The organism is Faecalimonas nexilis, from assembly GCF_059731825.1.
The window spans coordinates 1,357,602-1,379,942 of sequence record NZ_AP029189.1 but is presented as its reverse complement, the minus strand read 5'-3'; the positions used below and the strand labels follow the sequence as shown (position 1 = coordinate 1,379,942).

The 22,341-nt window shown below is 47.3% G+C and carries 24 protein-coding genes; all 24 read right to left on the bottom strand.

What is annotated here, in order from left to right; genetic code table 11:
- Positions 1-10: 10 nt before the first annotated feature.
- Complete coding sequence (locus AC6I5B_RS06845; protein ID WP_497773692.1) at positions 11-3,244, bottom strand: phage tail protein; 3,234 nt, start codon at positions 3,242-3,244, stop codon at positions 11-13.
- A complete protein-coding gene (locus AC6I5B_RS06840) occupies positions 3,245-3,838 on the bottom strand; it encodes a hypothetical protein (RefSeq protein ID WP_497773691.1) in 594 nt (197 codons plus the stop codon).
- A gap of 122 nt (positions 3,839-3,960) precedes the next feature.
- Positions 3,961-7,494 carry a phage tail tape measure protein gene (locus tag AC6I5B_RS06835; protein WP_497773690.1) on the bottom strand — a complete coding sequence of 1,178 codons (3,534 nt, stop codon included), beginning with the start codon at positions 7,492-7,494 and terminating at the stop codon, positions 3,961-3,963.
- Between the two features lie 45 nt (positions 7,495-7,539).
- Complete coding sequence (locus tag AC6I5B_RS06830) at positions 7,540-7,692, bottom strand: hypothetical protein (protein ID WP_302245723.1); 153 nt, start codon at positions 7,690-7,692, stop codon at positions 7,540-7,542.
- A gap of 34 nt (positions 7,693-7,726) precedes the next feature.
- Complete coding sequence (locus tag AC6I5B_RS06825; RefSeq protein WP_117687943.1) at positions 7,727-8,335, bottom strand: bacteriophage Gp15 family protein; 609 nt, start codon at positions 8,333-8,335, stop codon at positions 7,727-7,729.
- Entirely contained in the window at positions 8,332-8,763 is a 432-nt protein-coding gene (locus AC6I5B_RS06820) for a DUF6673 family protein (protein ID WP_497773689.1), read from the bottom strand. Before AC6I5B_RS06820 ends, AC6I5B_RS06825 begins: the two co-directional genes overlap by 4 nt.
- Positions 8,764-8,782: 19 nt before the next feature.
- On the bottom strand, positions 8,783-9,304 hold the full coding sequence (locus AC6I5B_RS06815; protein WP_015514270.1) for a hypothetical protein: 522 nt from the start codon (positions 9,302-9,304) through the stop codon (positions 8,783-8,785).
- Complete coding sequence (locus AC6I5B_RS06810; RefSeq protein WP_173878314.1) at positions 9,294-9,737, bottom strand: hypothetical protein; 444 nt, start codon at positions 9,735-9,737, stop codon at positions 9,294-9,296. Before AC6I5B_RS06810 ends, AC6I5B_RS06815 begins: the two co-directional genes overlap by 11 nt.
- Positions 9,738-9,745: 8 nt before the next feature.
- Positions 9,746-10,123, bottom strand: coding sequence for a hypothetical protein (locus AC6I5B_RS06805; protein WP_497773688.1), 378 nt, complete (start codon positions 10,121-10,123; stop codon positions 9,746-9,748).
- On the bottom strand, positions 10,123-10,602 hold the full coding sequence (locus AC6I5B_RS06800; protein ID WP_118315526.1) for a DUF6751 family protein: 480 nt from the start codon (positions 10,600-10,602) through the stop codon (positions 10,123-10,125). Before AC6I5B_RS06800 ends, AC6I5B_RS06805 begins: the two co-directional genes overlap by 1 nt.
- Complete coding sequence (locus AC6I5B_RS06795; protein ID WP_211133388.1) at positions 10,586-10,987, bottom strand: head-tail connector protein; 402 nt, start codon at positions 10,985-10,987, stop codon at positions 10,586-10,588. The genes AC6I5B_RS06800 and AC6I5B_RS06795 overlap by 17 nt, the downstream gene beginning before the upstream one ends.
- Positions 10,988-11,030: 43 nt before the next feature.
- Positions 11,031-11,222, bottom strand: coding sequence for a hypothetical protein (locus AC6I5B_RS06790; protein WP_064786130.1), 192 nt, complete (start codon positions 11,220-11,222; stop codon positions 11,031-11,033).
- A 10-nt stretch (positions 11,223-11,232) separates the two neighbouring features.
- Positions 11,233-11,580, bottom strand: coding sequence for a hypothetical protein (locus tag AC6I5B_RS06785; RefSeq protein WP_497773687.1), 348 nt, complete (start codon positions 11,578-11,580; stop codon positions 11,233-11,235).
- A 61-nt stretch (positions 11,581-11,641) separates the two neighbouring features.
- Positions 11,642-12,538, bottom strand: coding sequence for a capsid protein (locus AC6I5B_RS06780; protein ID WP_173813359.1), 897 nt, complete (start codon positions 12,536-12,538; stop codon positions 11,642-11,644).
- Positions 12,539-12,553: 15 nt separating this feature from the next.
- Positions 12,554-13,240, bottom strand: a complete 687-nt coding sequence (locus tag AC6I5B_RS06775; protein WP_173878309.1) for a phage scaffolding protein — start codon at positions 13,238-13,240, stop codon at positions 12,554-12,556.
- Between the two features lie 334 nt (positions 13,241-13,574).
- A complete protein-coding gene (locus tag AC6I5B_RS06770) occupies positions 13,575-13,886 on the bottom strand; it encodes a DUF4406 domain-containing protein (protein ID WP_173878308.1) in 312 nt (103 codons plus the stop codon).
- 15 nt (positions 13,887-13,901) lie between these two features.
- Positions 13,902-15,137, bottom strand: a complete 1,236-nt coding sequence (locus tag AC6I5B_RS06765; RefSeq protein ID WP_173878307.1) for a phage minor capsid protein — start codon at positions 15,135-15,137, stop codon at positions 13,902-13,904.
- Positions 15,138-15,149: 12 nt separating this feature from the next.
- Positions 15,150-16,607 (bottom strand): phage portal protein, encoded by a 1,458-nt coding sequence (locus AC6I5B_RS06760; RefSeq protein WP_173878306.1) that lies wholly within the window; start codon positions 16,605-16,607, stop codon positions 15,150-15,152.
- A 5-nt stretch (positions 16,608-16,612) separates the two neighbouring features.
- Entirely contained in the window at positions 16,613-18,013 is a 1,401-nt protein-coding gene (locus AC6I5B_RS06755; RefSeq protein ID WP_173878305.1) for a terminase large subunit domain-containing protein, read from the bottom strand.
- The gene (locus tag AC6I5B_RS06750; protein WP_064786146.1) at positions 17,997-18,458 is read right to left on the bottom strand and encodes a hypothetical protein; all 462 of its coding nucleotides are present in this window, start codon (positions 18,456-18,458) and stop codon (positions 17,997-17,999) included. Before AC6I5B_RS06750 ends, AC6I5B_RS06755 begins: the two co-directional genes overlap by 17 nt.
- A gap of 8 nt (positions 18,459-18,466) precedes the next feature.
- Positions 18,467-19,372, bottom strand: coding sequence for a ParB N-terminal domain-containing protein (locus AC6I5B_RS06745; protein WP_233435065.1), 906 nt, complete (start codon positions 19,370-19,372; stop codon positions 18,467-18,469).
- Positions 19,339-20,736 (bottom strand): putative antirestriction adenine methyltransferase, encoded by a 1,398-nt coding sequence (locus tag AC6I5B_RS06740; RefSeq protein ID WP_117687933.1) that lies wholly within the window; start codon positions 20,734-20,736, stop codon positions 19,339-19,341. The genes AC6I5B_RS06745 and AC6I5B_RS06740 overlap by 34 nt, the downstream gene beginning before the upstream one ends.
- A gap of 147 nt (positions 20,737-20,883) precedes the next feature.
- Positions 20,884-21,384: a hypothetical protein gene (locus tag AC6I5B_RS06735; protein ID WP_497773686.1), complete on the bottom strand. Its 501-nt coding sequence runs from the start codon at positions 21,382-21,384 to the stop codon at positions 20,884-20,886.
- Positions 21,385-21,668: 284 nt separating this feature from the next.
- On the bottom strand, positions 21,669-22,286 hold the full coding sequence (locus tag AC6I5B_RS06730) for a MerR family transcriptional regulator (protein ID WP_497773685.1): 618 nt from the start codon (positions 22,284-22,286) through the stop codon (positions 21,669-21,671).
- Positions 22,287-22,341 lie beyond the last annotated feature (55 nt).

The window sequence follows — 22,341 nt, the reverse complement described above, 5'->3', positions numbered from 1 at the left end:
TGCCTCCTTCTTAGTTCCAGTAACCTACTATGATTCCGTTGTAAACTCTGAGATGTGAATACGTCCAACTGTTACCGTTGTTCGTGATCTCACATACAATCGGTATTGCTCCGCTAAATGCGGTATATCCTCCAGCAGAAATCGAACCTATCTTGAAGTTCTTCAGCGTGTACCAGTTTCCAATCAGATTGCAACCCATATTCACGCCATACTCATCGTAAATAGAGTTCGCACGGCTGAAACATAACATTGTCGTGTATGAGCTGGCCGATGCGCTGGCTTTCTGAGCGAACGCCATGTACTTTCCCTGTGGTTCCAAGTCGAACACCAGCCCCTTATGAGAATTGTTCTGAGCCCACTGGTTTGTGCCAATACATCCGACATAATAACCATCCCGATAGAAATGGTTTCCGCTTTCATCGAATACCGCTCGCTTCTTTGACGTAGACACGCCATAATCATAAATGGCTATCTCTCCCGCGCTAATCTGCACATACTTACTGCTGTTGTTGAATGCCGTAATTACTCTGTCATAATACTGAGTAACATATGAACCAAAATCTCCCTTGCTTACCTTGCTGATAATATTATCGGCATTGACTTTGATAGATGCCTTCAGATCTTCCTCGCCTTTTGTTGCTCTCTTGACCTCTGCCTCGATGGAATCTTTCAGCACGCTCAACTGGCTTTCTGAGTATGCGGATATATAACCAAGGATTTCAACATCCGTGATATATACAGTTGTATCCGCCACATTGTTATAAAAGTATGTGTGAAAATACGATGGTGTAGCTTCGGCTGTAAATTCAAACTGTTTCCATCCACTTCCAAGTTCTCCGGCAGTCGTAAGAAATGCTTTTCCGTCAATCGTGACTCGTATCCGTGCTTTTCCGGAATCTTCCGTATCACAAGCAGCTTTGAACCTTACAGTCACTTTCCCTTTTTTTGCCCACGGTCTCTGATACCATGAGAGGCTATAGGTCGAAGTATTATTCTCTATCTTCGCACAGCTTTTCCCAGAAAAGGTAGTCTGCGTTATTTGTGCAGCACTACTTCTATTCCATCCGGTAAACTTATCAGTGCTATCCGAAAAATTCCCATTGCTGCAATAATTGTGCAATGAGTTTTCGTATACTTCGGACACAGTTGCAGATACTTTCCCGACTTCGACATCCAGTCTTGCATCGATATCGTCCAACAGTTCCTGCATATCCCTCAAACACCGGATATCCGTTACATACAATACGCTTCCGGAATATCCGTATACCGTCACAGCTACAGACTTTACAGCTTTCGTAATCTTGACTTCTTTGCTGTATGCATGGTATTCGTCTGCGGAATATCCACTGAGATAAGCTGTGGACTTATTTTCGGCAAATCCATACTGGATATAAGACGGTCGGTACTTTGAACCTTCCGGATACGCCGCTTCGACAGCAATCTTATAATTGCCAGCCTCCAGAGTTCCCAGACTCTGTGTCAGCGTTACAGCTCCGGTTCCGGAAAATGTTAGCTTAAAGGCGTTCATGTTCAGAAACTCCGACTTCTCCACCTTGCAAATGCTGGTCGCTCCGGATATTGAGAACCTGGCCAGATCCAGTGTCTCCTGCTCTCCGCCGGTTATATAATTCTTTCTGGTAACTCTTTCCTTAACACTTCGTACAGACAGTTCAATGCGGTTCTCCATGTTGGAAATGGAATTTTCTATCTCTTCCCTTGCCACTCTTACCGTATTGTCTGCATACTCATTAGCTGCCGTTTCGCTTTCGGATATCTTCGTCTCCACGGATGTCCGATACCCGGCATCCAGGGATTCGGTCTTCACGGAATTTGCCAGTAGCATCTTACCGTTGATCTTTCCATCCATCGTCAGAGCCACACCGTCTATAGGTCCGTCATATCCCTGGCTGTAATGAGCAAAACCGCCAAGTCCCCATCTCCACAGGTTCTTGGCTTTGTTCTTATAATCCTTATCATCAGCAACAATGAACTCATTCGGAACATGCACTGCATATCCACTGGCTACCTGTTTGTTTATGAGGTCTTGTGCGCTTCTGAGAGCCTCCTGCAAGATTTCTGACTTGCTCGGCAAGGATTTTATCGTCTCTTCGATTTCTGCCGTATTCTGGCGATTTGACGAGGTGTACGACTTGACGCTTGTTTCATCGCCCAGCGTAACCGTATTATTCTTGAAGCTGGTAATGTATACCTTCTTCTTCGTCAACGGGAATTCCTTATCCAGACCGTTCGGTGTCGATACACACTGAATCTTGTTTCCAACCTCAAATTGCTGGAAGGAATCATCCGTGAGGTTCAGATCTATTGCTTTCACTTCCAAGACCATCTTCTCGAACTGAGCAGATTTCAGATATTCCTCTCCCTTTTTCTTGAGATTTTCCGGAAGAGTCACATCGTCCCAGGTTACGGTCTTGTATATCTTCCCGTACTCCTTCACGGCGTTATCATCCGTGACATAATCAACGCCACCATTTACGCTCGCAATCGTTATCCTCTGTTCAGAGATAGCCTCAAGCGCCGGGTCCTGGTCTTCTTCATCCAGCTTCGCTCCCAACGGGATCACGCAGGTAACCAAATCAGAGGCATCCATATTCTTTGAAAAGTCCAGCAGATTCTTGCCAAACCGGATGCCTTGTGTATTTCTTGTGTAATAATCTTCATCCGACAGGTAATCCAAGATTCTCAGCCCGTCTTCATGCCGGATAACCAGATGTCCTCCAAGTCTGCTCGTCAGCTTATCCTTAAATGCCGTTCTGGTATTTTCGTAATTGGAATACCGGTACAGTGAATCATTAGAATCCTTTACCGTTACCCTGCCGACAACGAACTGCTTTCTCTCCTCTACCTGTGCATTATGAATATCTATCAAATCCTGCACATACGCCTTGACCGAGATGTTGTGATAAACCTTTGGTCTCTGGATGCTGTCACACAAAAAGGCAAGTTCTCCTTCGACGAAGACTTTCTTTGTTCCAGAAAAATCTTCATCATCGTAGAGAACTCGCCCATAAAACTCCGGCTCATCATCCCGGTAAATCACAATATCTGTTGTCAGCTTCTTAACCTTGTCATAGTACGGGTGTGTCGGAAACACCTTGAAGGTTGCTGAACCGTTGATGTTATCTCCGATTTCAAAATACGGATTTCCACCAACGGTCAGTGCTTTTACCCTGGCATCGTGAATCGTGTACTCTTTGCCGTCCACATAGGCTTTAATCGTATACATCTACAGCATCCCTCCTCTGTGAATCAGCGTGACTTTGCCCCTTCCCTGGAAGTAAAGATCATTCACTCCCTTGTACAGGACAATGTCATACATGATATTCTCGCCAGTATATATCGTATAGGTCGAATTACGATACCTTACCTTCATTTCCGCATTGGAAACAATTCTGAGCGTTTCATTATGAACCCAACCGTCCAGGCTGACTTTCTGCCAACCGGAGCCAGAGCTGATCGTGATGTCTGAGGTGTTCCGGATAACGCCATTGATGAAGCTGAACGTATCCCACTTCCAAGGCTCATCCGAAGAATCCACGCTGATTTTATACGGCTCGCATTTGCAGCTTATAACAATCTCCGCCGTTACATCGTTATTCTTCTCTGTCTCTATCTCGCACCTGCCGGTATAATAATATCCCTTGTCGGTGTCGAGGATGATTCTCTTCGAGATTCCCTGCAAATCAGAAGCGATCTGACTTAACAGACCGCTCCATCTTTCATAACTACAGTTTCTTGCCCCGAATGTGAATTTCAAGGTCCGCATCTCATATTTTACGCCGCCGTTCTGAGCTTCTGAGAGATCCAGGTCCCCGTTCATGCCGGGGACGCTCACGTACTCTGTCTTTGCTTTCGGTATGCCGATAACAATCTTCTTGAGTCTTAAGCCCCAGTCCCGGAACGAATGCGTCTCATCAAACGTAATGCCTACTCCCGACATGATTAACCTCCTCTCTTCTTGTGTGTATCAATTCTCGCCATGTTTTCATCGACAATCGGTGTTGTTGCATCTCCAACTTCCCTACCGTCCAAATCTACATGAACGTGTGTCTCTCCGGTAATCTCTACCGTTGTGTCTCCACTCTCGAAGACACCCTGCTTTTCTTTCTCGACTTTGTATGTTGTGCTGACCTTCTTATCAACAGCAATCTTTCCGGTTTCCACATTAACCGCCGTCTGCATCCGCTTTCCAAGACTGGCCATCTCATCATCCATCTGCTTATACAGGTCTGGCATCTCGGCTTCAATACCTACGCCGATACCAGGTGGAATCCACTTACCAATCTCATCTGCAAAGACTTTGGACGGGGAGTGAATACCTAATGCTCCCTTAACACCGTCTACGATGCCGGAGAAGAAACTCTGCACCTGGCGTCTGAACCAACCGGCCGCATTACAGATTCCGTTCCATACACCCATCACGATGTTGTAGCCTACATTCGCCATCTGGGACGGCAAGTTCGCTACGCCATTTATGACGGCACTGCACAAATCAGATGCTGCCTGTCTTCCCTTCGCTACCATATCGGAACCCCACTGGATTACCTTCTGTAGCGTATTACTTAACCAGGTCCAGATTTTTCCTGGCAACTGGGAGAAGAAATTGACGATTGCATCTATCGTGTTAGAAGCTATCTCCTTCGCTTTCTGTAGGGTGTTGGAACCCCACGTTACCAGCTTATTAAAGGCATCAGTCAGCCAGTTCCAAATCTTGCCCGGCAATTCGGAGAAGAACTTCACAATGTTGTCTATACAGTTGCTTGCTATCTCTCCGGCTTTCTGGAGCATCTGACTTCCCCATTCAACCAGTTTGTTGTAGGTGTTTACCAGCCAGTTCCAGATTTTCCCCGGCAATTCAGAGAAAAACTTAATGATGCTATCTATCATCTGAGGAACATTCGTTGTGATCCAGTTAATCACATTTGCTCCCCATTCAATCAGCGTACCAATTACAAAGCCTATCGCATAACCGATTTTGTATGGCAGGTCCGTAAAGAACTGCACAATCGAATCAATAATCTGCGATACTACCTCAGATGCCGTTTCCAGCATCGAAGCTCCCCACTCGACAAAACTTTCTGCCAGTGAGTTAATGGCATCTATGATTTTCCCAGGCAGTTCTGAAAACCACTCAACCGCAGAGTCGATAAACTCGCCTATGCTATCCAGGACACCAGAAAACCATTCCGAAATAGCCGAACCAAGTTCACTCAGCTTCTCCGGGATGCTCTTGAAAAATTCTACAATCTGGTCCCAATGTTCCTTGATGAGAACAACCGCCGTTGCTACCGCAGCTACAATTCCAGCTACCGCCGCCGCAACCAGTGCAGGTGCCCCAAGGATAACAGCCCCGACAGACGCCAGTGCAATACCGACTACCATCAGAACCTCTTTTATGGCACTGAAACCATTTACAAACATATCTACGAAATTGGTAACCGCAAGAATCGCTCCTGCAATGATAGAACCAATTCCGGCTATTGATGAACCGAACTCTGCAAAGAATCCGATTACCTTCTGAACTGCTCCTCCGATAGAGGAGAAAATACCTGCGACCTTCGGGAACTCCAGTTCCAGAACTTCCATCAGTGTTCCGGCTCCGCCCTTCCAGAGTGCGAATCCTTCTACAACTTTTCCGATTACTCCAACCAGTCCGGAAACTCCGCCTTTCAGTGTGCCAAGCACCTTGAACAGAGATTTTACAGAGGACAGAACAGAACTTGCAACGCTCAGAGCTGCTATGGACGCCGCAATCACGCCGATTGCATATCCGACAGCCTCCAGCACATTCGGGTCTGCTCCATCAATCACACTGAACAGGTCAGAAACCACATCTACAATTCCCTGGATAATCGTACTTGCCGTATCGATGAATCCATTAAGGAACCCTTCTATCAGTGCAGATACGCCCGGAAATTCTTCACTCAGCCCCTCGCAGAATCCGGCTACGAAATCTTTTGCAGCCTGGATGATAAGCGGCAGATTTTCTTGTACCGCCTCGCCAATTTTACTCAGCATTTCACCGAAAGAACGGCCTATCTCCTCGGAATGGTCGCTTAATGCCTGCAGAAATTCCGTAAACAAATAAATACCGGCGGACCACATATCCCCGGCAACATTCAGAATCGCTTTTACAAGCTCAGCAACTACAGTTGCTCCGACCTCTGCAAATTCTTCCTGGTGGTCCATGATGGCATTTATGAACGTACCTACCAGGTCCTCTGCAACCCCTATCAATGTAGGTGCTGCCTCCATAGCCATCTGTGCCAGCTCAGCGAGTGAATTTCCAAACGACTCAATCAGACCGTCAAATCCTTTTTCCGCCATGGCTTCATTCATATCCTCTACCATGCCGGTAATGACTTTGACCGTTTCTTTCATTGGTTCCTGTACCTCTTCGTACAGGGCAATAGCTACAGATTCCAATGCACTCTTGCAGAGTGTGATTGCTCCCTGTAGGTTATCATTCATGGTGTCCGCCATTTCCTTGGCCGCACCATCCGCATCGTAAATAGAATCCGTCAACTTCTGGTAGTCTTCATCGGACGCATTCACGATAGCCAGCAATCCACTCATAGCCTCCTGGCCGCCGAGTGATGCTGCTAACTGCGCTTTCTGTGCTTCTGTCAGGCCTGCAAATCCAGAACGCAGGTCATTCATGATCTCTTTCAGAGACTTCATGGAACCATCACTGTTCGTCAGCGAGATTCCTAACTGGTCCATAGCCGCTTGTACTTCTTTGGTCGGCTTCGCCATTCTTGTAAAGATACTTCGCAGAGAAGTACCTGCCTGGCTCGCCTTAATTCCGGAGTTCGCCATCAGACCGATTGCCGTAGCACAGTCTTCAACGCTGAATCCTAAGGCTCCGGCTACGGGGGCAACGTACTTGAACGTCTCGCCCATCATTCCTACGTTGGTATTGGAATTGGATGCTGCCTTTGCCAGCACATCTGCAAAATGTGTAGCATTGGAAACTTCCTTCGAGTACCCGTTTTTGATGATGGTTGTTGTTCCGTCTGCCGCCAGTCCGAAGGCAGTCATCGCATCGGTAACAATGTCACTCGTCGATGCAAGGTCTTCCCCAGACGCTGCCGCCAGGTTCATAATACCTTCAATACTGTTCAGCATATCTCCGGTTTTCCATCCGGCCATCGCCATGTACTGGAAAGCCTCGGCACTTTCTGTGGCACTGAACTTCGTCTTGGCACCCATTTCCTTTGCCTTATCAGCAAGCTGTTGAATCTCCGTAGCCGAAGCACCGGAAATGGACTGGACTTTGCTCATTCCTGCCTCAAAGTCAGAACCGACCTTGATTGCAGCCGTACCAATACCGGCTACCGCTGTTGCGGCACCGGCCAGAATAGTAGTGGTAGCCTTAATCGCTCCGCTCGCCATTCCAGATAATTTGCTTAGTCCGCTCTGGAAACCGGAACTATCTATGCTGGTGTCAAATTTCAGCGTACCATCATAGCCCATGTTCTCACCTCAATTCTTCGGCTCAATCATCGGCTCATAATGGCACTACTTGATTTGTTTTCCGTCTTTGATTTTCAATTCAAAACGGGCATGACAATTTCTCCCTTTGCAGGAGACCATCACGCCCGAACACTCCGCCGTCTCTTCAAAAAACAACGGCATTTTATATTTACACTCCGGGCATTCCACCCGTATCATTTTCTTCTTTACATCTTCAATAGCCAGTCACCTCCTACAGCAGTCCCGTAAGGTCGCCGCCGTTCATAAGGGCTTCTGCTATTGCATCTACCTTCTCTTCCTCATCAGCAGGCAACGGTAAAGCATACAGTTCTTTCTTCCTGCGGTAGAAGTCTCTCTGCTCCTTCGTCATGGTCGCATCAATGTCTACGCTTCGATACTCCATAATCTTACTAAACTCCAAGTCAGATGACAGCGTTCTCAGCAAAGCCTTGAATTTCCACCAGTGCAGGTATTCAATGTCCTGTAGGTCTATGTGATACTGCGTCAGAAACGCCGAATAGATATAATCATCGTCATGCTCAAAAGAATAAATCCTTTGCACTTCTGCCGCCCCTTCTACTGCTCCGGCTCTCTTCTCACGCCATCGTTTACCACCGGCATAGAACCACAACAACCCATCCACCGCAGCATCCAGATTCTCCGGAATCTCCGGATATACCAGTTCCAGACCTTGCCTTGCTTTCTCAGCGTCCGAAAGCTCCGGGTCCTGCATCATCATTTCAAACAGAATGAAGGTACGGAAGTTTGTTTCTATCGCATACTCCGTACCTTCAATCTCTACTGTTTCCGGAAGATAGTCTACAAGCATGTTGTGGTTCATGAATTATCACGCCCACTCGCATTACCGATTGGCGTTACTACTGCTCCGTTCTTGCCATGCTTATTTTTCTTACCTTCCTGGCGTCTCTGTGCCCGGTTCATGTTATACTTGTTGGTAATCGCATTTACCTGGCCTTTCATCTTACCAGCCTCAGAAGAAACAATTCCGAAAGCATCCATGCAGATTGCTAGGTTGTTTTTACCCTTGAACAGCTTTTCAGCCGTTCCGCCTCCAAATACCTCATCGAAGAAATCCTTCACGATTCCGCACGTCTCCCGGATGCCGTCCGCATTCGACAGCTCCGTATGCTTCTTGGTTTCCTCGGCTCTTTTCACAACCTTATCCATGGATTTCTCATAGACCTCCATAGTATCTGCATCGAACAGATCTAACTCTAATTCCTGTCCACAAATTTTTAACATGCTCATATTACTTTACCTCCAAATTCTAAGCCGCAGCTTCTTCAAATGTCTTTGATTCTGTGTTGAAATATCCGTCAAGCGGATCGCCTACTGCATTGAGATTTCCACTCATGCTCTGCTTCTTTTCTCCAGATACGCCGCTCACTTCGGCAGATACCAGGAACTTTCTAGCCGCAAATGTGTTTGCAACCGGTTCAGAAGCGTTCTGCTTCTGGTCCCATAACTCTACTCTGCAATACTCAAATTCTGCATCGCTGCCGGTTAAATGGTTTCTTCCTACATGGTACAGTGCGTTGACCGCATCCTGGCTCTTGATGAGTCTTGCTTCAAACGGAAATACCGATGTGTAGGATACAACAGAGGAAGAGGAAGACGGCTCGCACACGTACTTCTCAGATTCGCTCTCTGCTCCGAAGGTTTCATCCAGTGTTGTGAAACCAACGCCCATCAGTACCCAGTTCGCCTTTTCGGATGTTCCGATATTTAGATAATCCGCAAACTGGTGTCTCTGTACCACTTCTCTTGCGCCACTTACATTACCTGCCATTTTTACTTGCCTCCTTAAAATACAATAATCGCAAGGAAATCTGATACCTTGCGTTTTTCATAGCTCCGTCAAAGATATATCCAGGGGAAAGAACCTCTATCTCCTCTGCACACATTCCTTCCGGAAGTTCCGGGAGGTTGCCTGCCATGCTGCTCTCCTCTACCCAGTTCGCAAATTCTTCATAAAACGTGCTGTTCTCGATGTTCTGTACCCGGTCCATGCTGTAAAACTCCCTGGAACCGAACTGGAACTGATACTGCCGTTCCGAACTGCCATCTACATATCTTTGGATTACCGGGTCGAATATCCCAGTCTCTATGGTGTACTCTACCGGGTCTGGCCCAAGGGCATCTACCCGGAATACACCGTCTTTCAAAAGAGGGCATTTCAGAAAATACTCTGTTATACCCTCCAGTACACTATTTACTGCCATATAACCTCCTAAATCTTATCTGCGCCTCGCAGAATATCTTCTTTTTCAGCCACCTTCATTCGTTCAAACCAATGTGCTCCTCGGTTCGCATCATACGGTCTGGTGTCTGCGGTTTGGTAATACTGTATGGCAGCATACGGGGCAATGTAATCTACCTCTCCACTGCCTACATCCGTTCCCAGTTTGCCGGATTTCTCCAGCATACCTGTTTTGAACGGGACTCTCGGACTGCACCTTCTCAGCACCTCTGAATCTACAAACATCTGCTTTCTGCTAAACTGAGCATTCCTTTTTGCTGCAAAATCCGGGCTCCAGGTCAGCTCCGCTTTCCCGTTCCCGGAATTGATGATTGAGCCTTTCGGAGTTGTGATCTTTTTCAGTGCCATCACGCACCCCCTATTCTCCAGTGCTTTGTCCTGTCGGTTCCTCTGATTGTATTGTCGGCATATTCTGTGACAGTCACAAAATCTTCATCGTGCTGTCTCAGCTTTGCCAGCTCCTCAATCGTATCTTTCAGAATGATACCCTGGCGGAAACTGAATGTGTCGAACAGCCACTGTCCGGCCACCACATACTGTCCTCGCACAATATAAGCTCCCTTCTGGATAGTCCAGTACCTCTCTGCCTCTTCATCTGACAGCTTCTTGTATTTCTCTTCGCTTATATACTGCTTTCCGGCTTCTACTGTCGCTGTGGCCGGGATTCGGATTACGCATTTTGCCTTATCCTTACGGTCTGTGTCCAATACAGTCTCTCCCTTTGTTCCGTACCACGAAACACCCAAGATTCTTGTCGCACAGAGTTTTTCCCGGCGGTCTGCTCCAATTCTCAGATTAAAGATTGTCACATCACTGTTTGTCATCATACTCTTTCACCCACCCTCTGTTCAGCAGTCCGGTGTTCGCCAGGTATGACCTCACAGCCCTGTACATCTCGTTATGCAACGCCGTATCATTCATGGCATCCGCATAGCTGATGGAATATCCATCGTTGGATTCTGACTTCACAACAGCTTCTCTCTTTTCGTTCTGCACTGCCACCGTATCAGCTACACAGCAGATTGCATCCTTAATTGAGTCTATAACCGAACTCATCCTTGCAATCCGGCCAAACGTAACCTGGTTCACGAATGCTTCCGAAATACTCTCGGCTCTCTTGAAATCATTCTCCGTTTTTATCTGCGTGCCACCGTAATCATTCTTGTAGTATGCAAAATCCACATACGGTCTTCTTACGTCCTCCTGGACCATCGAAACACCCCTTTCTGATAAATTGGTAGGCTGCAAAGAAAAATCAGCTATTCGCCGGGTTTACGCCCTCCTGCGTAGCTGAATCTTTTTTGCCGGTCTTCTTTTCTTTCGGAGAAGATGTGCCCGTTCTGACTTCCGGCTCCAGGCTTTCAAGCGAATAGCCCATGCTTTTGTAATATGCTGCCTTTCTTTCGGGAATCCGGCAGGAACTCCCGTCTTTCGTTGCTAAATACATAAGCTACCTCCTACTCAGTTTTCTTTGAGCCTTTGGCTGCTGTTTTCTTTTCAGTTTCTGCCGGGTCTGCAGCTCCTGTTGCGGACTGTGCCTGGACTGCCGCTTTCAGCTTATCATTCTCCTTCTGAAGCTCGGCAATCTTCTTGTCTGCATTCTCTGCATACAGGGTAGCCTCTTCCAGTTTGGCTTTCAGCTCGTCATTCTCCTTCTTGAGCTTTTCAGCAGTCGCCTTAATGTTCTCCGGCTCGAACAGCACATTGTCATTCTCATCCCTGATAATGTAGCCCATCTTCTTGTACTCATCGAATTTCTCATCCGGGATTCTGAGAACTCTGTTCTTTTTCTCAACTTTATACATATGGTTTCTCCCTTCAAAAATTGGCTCCATGCACACGCACAGAGCCAGTAATCAGTTTCTCTTATACACTCACATGGAAATCAATAGCGTCCATCTTGTGAGGCAGGATAAATACATCCTCGAAAGACTCCTCGAAGTAATCATACTTACCCTGGGAGCCTGCGGATGGCGGGTCGAGCTGAGCAAACTCGTAAGAAATCGGTGTGATTACCGCCGCCGGATGTACCAGAACCATGTTGATCTGCTTCGCTGTGGAATCTACCTTCCAACCCTCGGTAAAGTCATACTTCGTCTTCATCATGTCACTCGGTACGCTCTCCGGAATCTTCACATCATCAATAGAATTGATTGCTCTCTTGATTGCATCAGAACGGCTACCTACATCAACGGTTCTGTAAATCTGCTTCGCATTGTTGATGAGCGTTCTGACATCCGGTGTCACATACAGAATTCTTCCGGCTCTCGGAACTCTCTTATTATCCATGTTCTTCATCATCTCATCAAAGACGGTCAGCACATTCTCCTCTGTCAGCACTTCACTGTGGGCTGTCTTCGCTCCGTCAGTAGTCCAGTCTGCATACAGCTTGGAAATGCAGTAAGCATTCATTTCCGGGAACTTCTGCTCCTCGTTGTAAACCTTCGTGATATTTCCGATTGCCACAACACCCTTGGTCTCGGCAATGTCTCTCGGATGTACCAGCGTCTGCCACTGTCTGTGATTCTCCAGGGTCAGCGGTTTCCACTCGTTGTTGTAGTTACGCTTTCTGGTTCCAATGGTGTCTCTGTCTCCATCGGTACGGCCAGTTGTGGAGATTGTCGGCACCTCGATAACTCTGGAATTTACCCAACGGAACCTTCCATTGTTCGGTGTCGCAAATAAGTCTCCAAAATACAGGACATACGGAAACATCTGCTCCAGTGTCTGTAAATACTCGGTTGCATAATTTAATTTCGCCATTTCATTCTCCTCCTGTTAGTTTTTGTCTGGCTGTCTGATTAAGTTGAACCCAAACGGATTAAACGGTGTTTCTTTGCCTTTGACTCCTTCGCCTCCGGCTCCGCCAGTTCCTCCAACTCCTCTCGCAAAGAACGGCTTTCCTTCCTCTTCCTCATGGGAATCGTCTTCCGGATTGCTATCATCTTCGAAAACAAAAGCTCCCTTGTAGTCGTCATTTTCCATGAGAGACTTCATAAACTCATCGCCTCCCAGGAACTTTCCGTCTTCCAGGGTAAAGTTCTTCTTTTCAAACTCTGCTCTTACACCGTTTTCAGCAGGCTTGCTGGAGAACTTATAACCACCCATGAACATATCAAGTGCATGGGTGCGCTCCTGGGCCGCAAGCTGCGTAGTCAGCTTCTGTGTTTCCTGGGTGTACTTCGTCTCCCAGTCCTTTGCAGACTGCTTAATGCCGTCAATATCCATGTCCTTGTAGGACTGAATCGTTGTATTGGCATCTGACAACTGCTGCTTTACTCCGTCCAGCTCTGTAATCTTGGCATCCAGTTTTTCCTTCGACACATAGCCTCCGGCTTTCACATCTACTACCTGGATTTTCTTGTCAGCATCAATCGCCGCCTCCAGTTCCGCATAGGTCATAGCCTTAGGCTCTTCGCCGTCCTTCGGGGTTCCAAAAAGTTTCTTCAAAAATTCGTAAGCCATTTCACTTACCTTCCTTTCTTCGTTTCGCTGATTTCGTTTAGATTCCGGTTCACTCCGGCACTGCTATCGTGCATTTATATCTCCGCACGCAAGAGAAGGAGACAGTTTATATGCCATATCACAGGGCAAAAAACAACAGCCAGACGTTCCACCAACGGACCGGCTGACTGTTAATTGTTTTCGTGGTCTTAAAGGGTGTCTACGAACTTCTGAGAGTTCCCAGGACACGTTTTAAGTGCCTCAATGGTAAATTGTGAGGGTTAATAAGTTACGGCCCTATACGGGGTAAATACCATTTAACCCATGGATGGGAGATAGCAGGATCACCTCCTTCCTACTCCGCTGTGTAGTCTTCGATAACTGGAATACCGTACTCAATAGCACATGTATTCTCGATTTTGCATCCTCTGGCCTCCTGCCAGCCTTTAGTAAAGTAGGCGATGTCCGCACCGGCCAAAAGCTCCAGGGATTTTCCTAAGAACCAAAGGGGCTTTGCATCCACCGGGGCTTCCTGGAAAAAGGAATCAATGACCTCTACTGGCTCTCCAATCTTTTCCTCTGCACTCTCAATGGCTTTCTTGCGTTCTGTCAAAATATCCTCATCGGATTTTCCTTTCATCGGCTGAGAAATAAACAGTTTCTTCATAGTCTTGTTACCTCCTTATTTTGCTTTCTTATTCGCCCATACAGCTTTTCCACTGACTGAGCGGTTAAATGATACCAAGTTACCGTTGCCGTCATATACGGCTGATACCTGCGTTCTGGCGGTATCTACGCTTCGTCCGGTTTGCTTGCAGAAATCTTTCATCTGCGATTCTTTCTCTTTCAACTTCACAGATTCTTTCTGAAACTCTTCTCGGAAGTACGCTCTGTCGGCTTCTGATTGAGCCGTCTGGATATACGAATCATAGGCGGCCAGAATTCTCTTATACTCTCTGACCGCCCTTTCATATTCACGCTGCTTCTGCATACACTCATACTCCGTAAGAAAGTTCCCTGCAAACGAATATTTCGGTCTGCTGTAATCCTCCAGATCATCTTTCGTGTATGCCGGTTTGGAAATTCCCGGCCAGTACGGATAGAAGCTATGTCTGCAATTCCAACCGCACAAACCGGCTCCCGTTCCATATCCGGTTGCCTCGTAGAAGTTCTCATACCCCGGAGCTGCGCCCTCAATCTTGAACACCTTACCCTGCCAGACTGAGTGTGATGGTCTGGCTCCTGCATGAGCTGTTGTCTCGTAATACTCAGCCCCAAGCTCCGAAGCATACAACTCTGTCAGCTTTCCGGCTGTCTGATTTACTCCGGTCAGCAGAGCAGTTCTGATTGCCGTATCCAGCTTCGAGATGTACCCACTGTCATACATGACCGATGTTCCTTTTGCTGCTGCATCTCGGATAGCCTGTCTGATCGCCTCCTGGTACGAAAAAGCACCGGACGTAACCTTCATATAGGCTGCGTTCAGCGCCTGCATATACTCCTGCTGTGTGGCTATCGCCGTTGTCAGCGTAAGGTTTCCTATCTCTCCCCTACACTTCTCTGCAGCGGCCTCCATGGTCCTCTGCATCGCTCCAGAAAGAACAATATCCGAGGTTTTCAGCTTTCCGGCCTGCAATAGCGGCTTTGCATCCTGCAACATCCCGGTCAAGCCTGCATCCTGGAATAAGCGTAATATCTCCGTATCGGATTTTCCAGTCAGAACCCCGACCTCCCGGATTACATCATTCATCAATGCTCCGGACTGTTTTGCCTGCTTCAACTGCCACTCGGCTGTCGGTGTAATTCTTCCGGTCTTCGCTATCCTTCGTGCCACATCTCGGATGATCTGCTCATTCAGCACATCGCACATTCCCAGATAGCCGGAAGAAAAGCTATTCAAATATTCTGGTGTCAGCACTGCTCACACCCCCTATTCTTCTGTAGGAAATCTGGCTACCGGCTCCGGCATCATGTTCTTTGCCTCTTCCTCCGAGCATCCGAAATACCACGCAAGAAACGCTTCTGTTTTCAGCTTTCCGGCAACCACCATGGACCATCTACGCTGATACTCAGCTTCTGTGTCTTCCAGAACTCCATCGCCCCAGTTGCAGTTCAGCTCCGTTTCTCCGTCTGGAACCATATCATAAAGCAACGCCAGAACTCTCATGGCGTATATGATTTTCTCAAATCCCTTATGCCATGCGTCCTGCATCGCCGTTACCGTATGGTATGACCTCTGCTTTGATACCCGGATTTCGTATGCCGTCTTCTCAATGTCCGTTGGTTCAGACAGTGTGCCGTAGGCAAGACCAACCAGGAACTCTATTTTCATTAGCAGCTTATTCAGTCCCTGGAACAACGCTTCGTGGCGAATCTGCGGTGCATACTCTTTCAGCAGCCCCTTGTTAGTTCCATCCGCATTGTCGAAGTCAAATGTCTTGAACATCCTTTCCTGTCCTGCCGGAAGAACCGGCTTTCCATGCTTATCTGTCTGGAACAACTCAGAATCGCCCAGGATAGCAGCTTCTGTGGCTTTATACTCCCACAATACACGCCCGTACTGAATGTCAGCTTGTTCTATTATCTCTGTAGCTCTGGAGAACACTGATACCCCCAATGGCGAATCCGTATCGATATTGTTTGCCTTTGGTACTTTGATGTACGCAAAAAGTGGCTTGTCGATGTTACCGATAATTACCGGCTCTTCCGACAGGCCCGCCCATTCATCCACCTCAGACAGTGGTACTTCTTTCCGGAATCTATCCCTCACAGCATAGGTCCCATCATCGTTGTACTGGTAAATCTCCTCAGATTTGAACGCCTTGTTGATGATCGTATAGGTCATTCCCGTAAGCTCATGGTATTCAAGCCGGGTATACAGGTAATCTCCTATCTTCTTTCCTTCCACGAACACCGCCGCCGTTATTTCTCCCTTGTTATTGAACGCACAGGGGAAGAAATCCACCGCTTTCACAAAATCCAGCTCGATTGCCGTTGGCTTTCCGTTTTCGTCTATGTTCGTCACGAACGGCTTCACTGCAATAGCCCCACCTGCGCAGTACATCTCAACAAATTTGTTCAAGTCCGTAAGCTGGTCTTTCAACTGTTCATTGATGAAAGCAGCCATCGGACTGCCAGTTACCTCCATGCTGAACTCCGTTAGTATCAGCCTGGCAAATTCCTCCGAGATCGCTGCCGGCAGATTCAGAGGAATCACATTGTCTTTTCCACCTCTCCAGGGCGGTTCATTCTTGTACATGTTGTGCCACAGCTCTATGGCATTCTGCATTACTCCGGATTCGCATATATCAACGCCCAGGGCTTTTTCCACACTGTTATTCGGCACCAATCTTCTCAACACCTTTCTCAATATATTTGCAATTCTCAATCAGTTCACCCCGTCTTCTTAATGAATTTCTTTATCCTCTTCTCGAAGCTGTACTCCATCGCATCCAGGGAGTCGATGTCGCTGGTTCCATCGTCCAGACGTTCCAGTTCCATGTTCTTCGGATTCCAGACTGCCATGCTGATAGCTTCGAGAACACTTTCACAATCTGGTGTAAAGAACACACGCCCGGTTGCTGAGAGCGTGGTCATTGTAAAGATACGGTCTGTAATCTTGCACTTGGCAGCATTCGTGACATTGATATTTCCCAGTTCCGCCTCAATCATAGCTTTCTGCAAACCTCGTTTCAGCACCAGTTCCGCAGAATCGCAGTACACATTCGTAATGAATCCGTACCGGTCCAATATCTTCTCAACGAATTTCATAAACATCCGGTTCAAATCATCGGGGTCTGTTCCGTCTGCATCGTGCCATTCAGAGGACAGCACATACAGTTTCTCGTATCCCTGGGTAATTCCAGACGCAACAAAAGCGTGGCCGGAGCCGTTACCTCCGAAGTCCACGCCTATATTCAGCTCTATGAACTCTCCACGTTTCGCCATGTCAATCGTCTCTTCCAACGGCACGATGTACTCATCGTCCTCCGCCGCTATGGAAGTTGCCAGCTTAACGTATATCAGGCCTTCTGCAATACTTCTCTTACCTTCAATATCTCGGATGTACCAGATGCTGTCCTTGTCATACTGGCTGACAATCTCAGCTATTCTCTGCTTCGGGATGTTGATATTCTCGAAGATATTGAAATGCTCGTAATTGTAACCACCCAGAAGCTCTCCCTTGGCCGCTTTCTCAGCGTATTTGTCAATGTAATCAACGTATATCGCTGCCTTAGGATGGTCTGGGTTCAAGTCCCAGAAGATTTTTCTGTTCTTGGCTGCCAGTTGTCGGTTGAATGCCTCTTTGATGGTGTTGTCATGATGCAGGTTGATCTCGGTTGCAATCCACATACCGTATGAGTTGCCTCGGATTTTCTTGTAACTATCGGACGCTGCACCTCCGGCGAAGATTACAATCTTGTCTTTGTACCCCGTATCCGGGCCATTTATCAGCAGGCAGTCATTCCCTTTGTACTGAGTCCACCTGCACTGCCCACGAAATATATACTCAAGACCGAACCCATTAGCATCTCCAATGTTCAGCTTAGCATTCGCCATAGTCGAACCAGTCGCCAGGTGGATTCTATCCTTCGTCGTTTTTAATTCGTGAGCAAATGCGAAAACATTATCTACCGTCTTACCGGAACGAACAGCACCTTCCAGGATATTGTAGGTACTGTTCACACAATTTTTGATATACCGCTTGTGCTTGTCGCTGAAATTGAACCCTATACGCTTACGCCTGTTGACCTTGACATACGGGTTGGATAAGCCCTTATTCTTCGCCGCCATAAATGTCGGCTTCGATACCCTCCATGTCTTCTATCTCGTAAAGACCAATTTCCTGCTTATCTCTCCAGATGTCCGGCCTACGATTCTTTAACCAGAAACAGCACGCTCCTACGTCCGGTATGATGTCCTCTTCGGTCTCAACCGTCTCTATCTTCGCAGGCTTGGTATTACCGTCTTTGTCCATCTCAATAATTTTCCGGGTTACTTTTGTTTTCTTCTTACTTCCTTTTGCTCGCTTATACAGACTCAGTTCGACTTCTGCATCTGCATACTCTTTTCCGGCGGCCAGAGCCTCTGCAAACTCCGGGTAATCCTTTTTCCAACGGTTGATTGTTCTCGGAGATACCTCGAATGCGTCAGCTAAATCCTCATCCGTACCGCCTCTCATGCACAATACCTTGGCAATTTTTACGAATCTCTCATCATACTTCTGCTTTGCCGCCATTCAACCACCTACTTCCCTGCCAGGTAGTCAGCCGCCCAGTATTCAATCATCTGCCATTTGTTCTTACTGGTAATCGTGCCGTCCTTCTCTGCTTTTTTCAGAGCTTTCTTAATCACTTCTGCCGATTCTACCGGAATGGCAGCACTGCCAAATACTTTCGCAAGGTACGTCCAGTCCATATCCGGGTCAAAACCGGCATCGTCCATTTTCTCATTTGCAGCATCAATCATGGAGTGGACTGCCGCCCCTACATTTCGGATGTCCGTAAACTGCTGGTACTTATCCAGTGTCTCCACGAACTTCTCGCACTGCTCATAGGCAGCAACGCCGATAATCTCCGCACAGCTACCATTCAGATTCTTCATCAGTGCGTCCAGGTCTCTGATCTGGTTCGGAAGGAACGCAAACGCAATGGTCTTGAAATCAAACTGAACCGCCGGAGTATTCAGCTTATCAAACTGCTCCAACGGTTCTTCCAGAATCTCTTTTCCAATATAGCTCTCCATCATATCATCGACGTTATCCATCAGCTTCACAATCTCTCTCAGCGTACTCTCATCATCAAATCCGGAGAGTGCATTGTGAGCCAACTGCTTAGAAGCTGCCTTGCTTCGGGTCAGCCCACTCTTATCCAGGATAACGATAATTTCTTTCAGGCCTGCTTCTCTTGCACTCTTTACTCTGTGATGCCCGGAAATAATCTCCAGTTTCTCTCCCATCAATGCAATTAACGGCAAGCTCTCCAACTGCCCTCTGTTCTTGATGTTCGCTGTGAGCTGGTCCTGCATCTCATTTTTCATTATCCTGGCATTGATGTCCTGCTCCTTAAGGTCGGCTAACTGCACCTTCGCAATGTACAGCTCCGTACCCATGTCATAAATTATTTCATATTTTGCTTTCTGCTCTTCTGCCACTGTCTTTCCCTCCTTAACCATTCTTTCAATGTTTCCTGCTCTGTTCGGTCAGTCAGCTCCGCTTCGTATGTCAGCTTGAAACCGTTGTTCTTATCCTTCTGCCGGTTTACCAGCTTCATAATACCCCGGACTTCTTTATTCTCCGGATACTTCGTCAGCATGGCAGTCCGGACTTTCGTTACCTTCTCACGTTCCAGATCGTCCAGGAGCGTTTCCGTGAAGCAATGGTTCTGTGCCAGCATATACAGTAGTCTACCGAGCCGATACGTGGTGTGTGGGACCTTCATAACGTACCAGATGAAGAGTGATGTGGCTTGCATCTTTGAAATCCCAAATACGCCCGATACCATCCCGTCAATCAGAACAGCTCTATTGAACGTAGCCGATGAGCCAACAAAATTATGCGTCCATAGCTGTCTGTAATACTGTGCCTCTGCTGCCTTAATGGAGATGATCTGCACCTTGCTTTTCTCCGTTATCTCGTAATCTCTCGGCAACATACTACATGCAATCGGTGCCAACTTGCTCTCTGAAGGTCTTTTGATTTTCCTTCCCTCTGCCAATGCCGCCGCTTCTTCTCCTCTGTTCGAGGTAATGTAGCTGTTCAAATCTGCTCTTGTACCGGCTCTTGCAAATATCGGCTCTCCTACAGCCTCTCCGGTTCTTTTCTCCTGGTAGCAAACAACCAGAGCATTCGCATTCATGCACCGGTCAAACAACTCAACGTGTCCTGTTTCCGGGTCGAACAGTTTATACTCTGGTTCCTTCCAGGTCATTTTCCCCTGGGTGTCATAGAACTTCTCATAGCCGGAGAAGTAGGTCGGCGGATTGGCAATAACCAGCGTGTGGGGATCGTCAAGCACCTCGTCCAGATGGTCCCACATATCCAACGGTCGGTACGTCATACCGTACATTTCCTTCTTGATGTTCTCTAAACTCTGCCGGATATGCTCAATGTGTTCCTCTCTTCTGTCTCTCAAATCTTTCAGCAGATTAAAGAAATACTCGTTACCGGCTGTCTTCGATGTTCTCAGATACATCTGAGCATACAGAGCAACCGCCGGGTCCAACAGCTCCTCATCGGAAAAGCCCTGGGCGTGTATCTCCAGTTCGTCAAGCGGCTTGCCCGTAATGGCATAGCCCATAACCGAACTCATCATAGACACATCGCTTGTCTCGATCTGCTCCGGCTTATACCCATTCTGGATTGCCAGATTGCTCATGGCGAATGTTCCGGCACATGGCTCTACGAACCTCGTATACCCGTTCTTCGCAGCATTCTTTATCAGATTTACCAAGTATCTCTGCTCCACCGTACCCAAGCATCCCAAGAACATCTCTCCTGGGTCTCTGAAAAATGCCATTCCTTATCAACTCTCCCTTCTCTCGTTGCATAAAAAAAGGCACCGTACCCTTTCGGATGCGATGCCGTTGTTTTTGGACCGGAGCCCTGCGATGAACAGGGCCTCAACTATGGAATAGTCGTGTGCTGCCTACACCAGCTCCGGATATTATATTAAAGCGCCCATACCAAACAGACTCATTTGCTGGTAGCCATCATCTGGCTTTGCCTGCACTTCGGGCTTCTTACTTGCCGTTGATACTTTCTTTCCCTTCGGGGGATTCGGGTCTGGAAGTTCTTCAATAATCTCTCCAGTGTTCTCCACCCACCACTCAGCAAAAACAGTTCTGTGACACCAATCTTCCGGGATTCTCACATCCTCGTAGCACAGAAGGACCAAATCCTTTCCCTGGGCCGCTGCGTCACGTTCCATCTTCATAACCATGCTGATGATTCTGTCCTTGCCTATGCCGTTCAGCTTCTCGTAATAGGCTTTCTTGAAATCTTCCAGGTCCATTCTCAGCATATAACCTTTCGGTGCCAGTGAATAACACTGGTTCTCCAGTCTGTACGCCAGTTTGAATTTCGGCGTCCCGATGCTGATTCCTACGCAATAATATTTGCCATCTGCAAGCTCTTTGTTGCTATATCTGCTCGTATAAATTCCCATTGTCTGTCTGCTCCTTTTCCCTTGAAAAACCGTTGTTTTCCATACTTTAATTATACCAGATTACCTACCTAAGTACAGGGAATACAAGCTGTTTACCGTTTTTTAAGAATCCCTTCCTCCGGCTTTACGGTCCGAAGACCGCTCAGCCATCAGAGAAGGAAAAGTCGATTCACAGTGCTCCATTTTTATGGTGTGACATATGGGCTTTTGGCACTTACTACGTTACCACAGGTATTTTACCCTCGTCAATTCCATATTTTCTACTGTTTTTGAACCCAGTTTTCTCACACACCCAACAGGTACACAGCTATGATTTTGCAGGCGTTCCCGATATCCTTATAGACAGTCTTCTCACTCACACATTCCTCACTCGCAATCTGAGCAACCGTCTTTTCTTCCTCCGCTATGTAGTATTCGTACACTTCCCTGTAACACCGCATAGCTTCTGGCTTTTTCGATGTTTCGCACTCCTCCCGGTACGTCTCAATCGCACGCTCTATCCGGTTGATGTAATACATATTCTCCGCCCTGCGTTTTTCTTCTTTCTCTACTACGCTTTCCTGGCTATTGATATGTGCCGAACCCATCAAATCTCTTAGGAACGCCCACCGTTTTTCTACTTTCTCGCTTTCCGTAAATTCTTCCTTTTCCGGGATTTCCCTTTTCAGTCTACGGTAGTCTGATAACAATTTCTTGGTTCTTTTTACCTTATCAGCGTTACTCTGCTCACGTTTTTCGGTCTTTTTTCGCTCTTCTCTGCACATTTTGACCGCTTCTCTCGCAGATATTTCCGCTATCTGTGTCAGCTCTCTCCCTGTTACCTGGTAGATTCTGTTTCCCTCCAGACTCTCCGTTTCCACAGGTACGATTGCTAACAGTTCCTGCTCACTCTGCCTTTCCATATACCGCCATACCTCCTTGACTTTTCTTGCTCTGCTCCATATAATGAATCTATCT

What these genes read in the sequence shown, in the direction of transcription:
- AC6I5B_RS06845 (WP_497773692.1), bottom strand. Translation starts at nt 3,244, where the DNA reads ATGTATACGATTAAAGCCTATGTGGACGGCAAAGAGTACACGATTCAC.
- AC6I5B_RS06840 (WP_497773691.1), bottom strand. Translation starts at nt 3,838, where the DNA reads ATGAACGGGGACCTGGATCTCTCAGAAGCTCAGAACGGCGGCGTAAAA.
- AC6I5B_RS06835 (WP_497773690.1), bottom strand. Translation starts at nt 7,494, where the DNA reads ATGGGCTATGATGGTACGCTGAAATTTGACACCAGCATAGATAGTTCC.
- AC6I5B_RS06830 (WP_302245723.1), bottom strand. Translation starts at nt 7,692, where the DNA reads ATGATACGGGTGGAATGCCCGGAGTGTAAATATAAAATGCCGTTGTTT.
- AC6I5B_RS06825 (WP_117687943.1), bottom strand. Translation starts at nt 8,335, where the DNA reads ATGAACCACAACATGCTTGTAGACTATCTTCCGGAAACAGTAGAGATT.
- AC6I5B_RS06820 (WP_497773689.1), bottom strand. Translation starts at nt 8,763, where the DNA reads ATGAGCATGTTAAAAATTTGTGGACAGGAATTAGAGTTAGATCTGTTC.
- AC6I5B_RS06815 (WP_015514270.1), bottom strand. Translation starts at nt 9,304, where the DNA reads ATGGCAGGTAATGTAAGTGGCGCAAGAGAAGTGGTACAGAGACACCAG.
- AC6I5B_RS06810 (WP_173878314.1), bottom strand. Translation starts at nt 9,737, where the DNA reads ATGGCAGTAAATAGTGTACTGGAGGGTATAACAGAGTATTTTCTGAAA.
- AC6I5B_RS06805 (WP_497773688.1), bottom strand. Translation starts at nt 10,123, where the DNA reads ATGGCACTGAAAAAGATCACAACTCCGAAAGGCTCAATCATCAATTCC.
- AC6I5B_RS06800 (WP_118315526.1), bottom strand. Translation starts at nt 10,602, where the DNA reads ATGATGACAAACAGTGATGTGACAATCTTTAATCTGAGAATTGGAGCA.
- AC6I5B_RS06795 (WP_211133388.1), bottom strand. Translation starts at nt 10,987, where the DNA reads ATGGTCCAGGAGGACGTAAGAAGACCGTATGTGGATTTTGCATACTAC.
- AC6I5B_RS06790 (WP_064786130.1), bottom strand. Translation starts at nt 11,222, where the DNA reads ATGTATTTAGCAACGAAAGACGGGAGTTCCTGCCGGATTCCCGAAAGA.
- AC6I5B_RS06785 (WP_497773687.1), bottom strand. Translation starts at nt 11,580, where the DNA reads ATGTATAAAGTTGAGAAAAAGAACAGAGTTCTCAGAATCCCGGATGAG.
- AC6I5B_RS06780 (WP_173813359.1), bottom strand. Translation starts at nt 12,538, where the DNA reads ATGGCGAAATTAAATTATGCAACCGAGTATTTACAGACACTGGAGCAG.
- AC6I5B_RS06775 (WP_173878309.1), bottom strand. Translation starts at nt 13,240, where the DNA reads ATGGCTTACGAATTTTTGAAGAAACTTTTTGGAACCCCGAAGGACGGC.
- AC6I5B_RS06770 (WP_173878308.1), bottom strand. Translation starts at nt 13,886, where the DNA reads ATGAAGAAACTGTTTATTTCTCAGCCGATGAAAGGAAAATCCGATGAG.
- AC6I5B_RS06755 (WP_173878305.1), bottom strand. Translation starts at nt 18,013, where the DNA reads ATGGCGGCGAAGAATAAGGGCTTATCCAACCCGTATGTCAAGGTCAAC.
- AC6I5B_RS06750 (WP_064786146.1), bottom strand. Translation starts at nt 18,458, where the DNA reads ATGGCGGCAAAGCAGAAGTATGATGAGAGATTCGTAAAAATTGCCAAG.
- AC6I5B_RS06740 (WP_117687933.1), bottom strand. Translation starts at nt 20,736, where the DNA reads ATGGCATTTTTCAGAGACCCAGGAGAGATGTTCTTGGGATGCTTGGGT.
- AC6I5B_RS06735 (WP_497773686.1), bottom strand. Translation starts at nt 21,384, where the DNA reads ATGGGAATTTATACGAGCAGATATAGCAACAAAGAGCTTGCAGATGGC.
- AC6I5B_RS06730 (WP_497773685.1), bottom strand. Translation starts at nt 22,286, where the DNA reads ATGGAAAGGCAGAGTGAGCAGGAACTGTTAGCAATCGTACCTGTGGAA.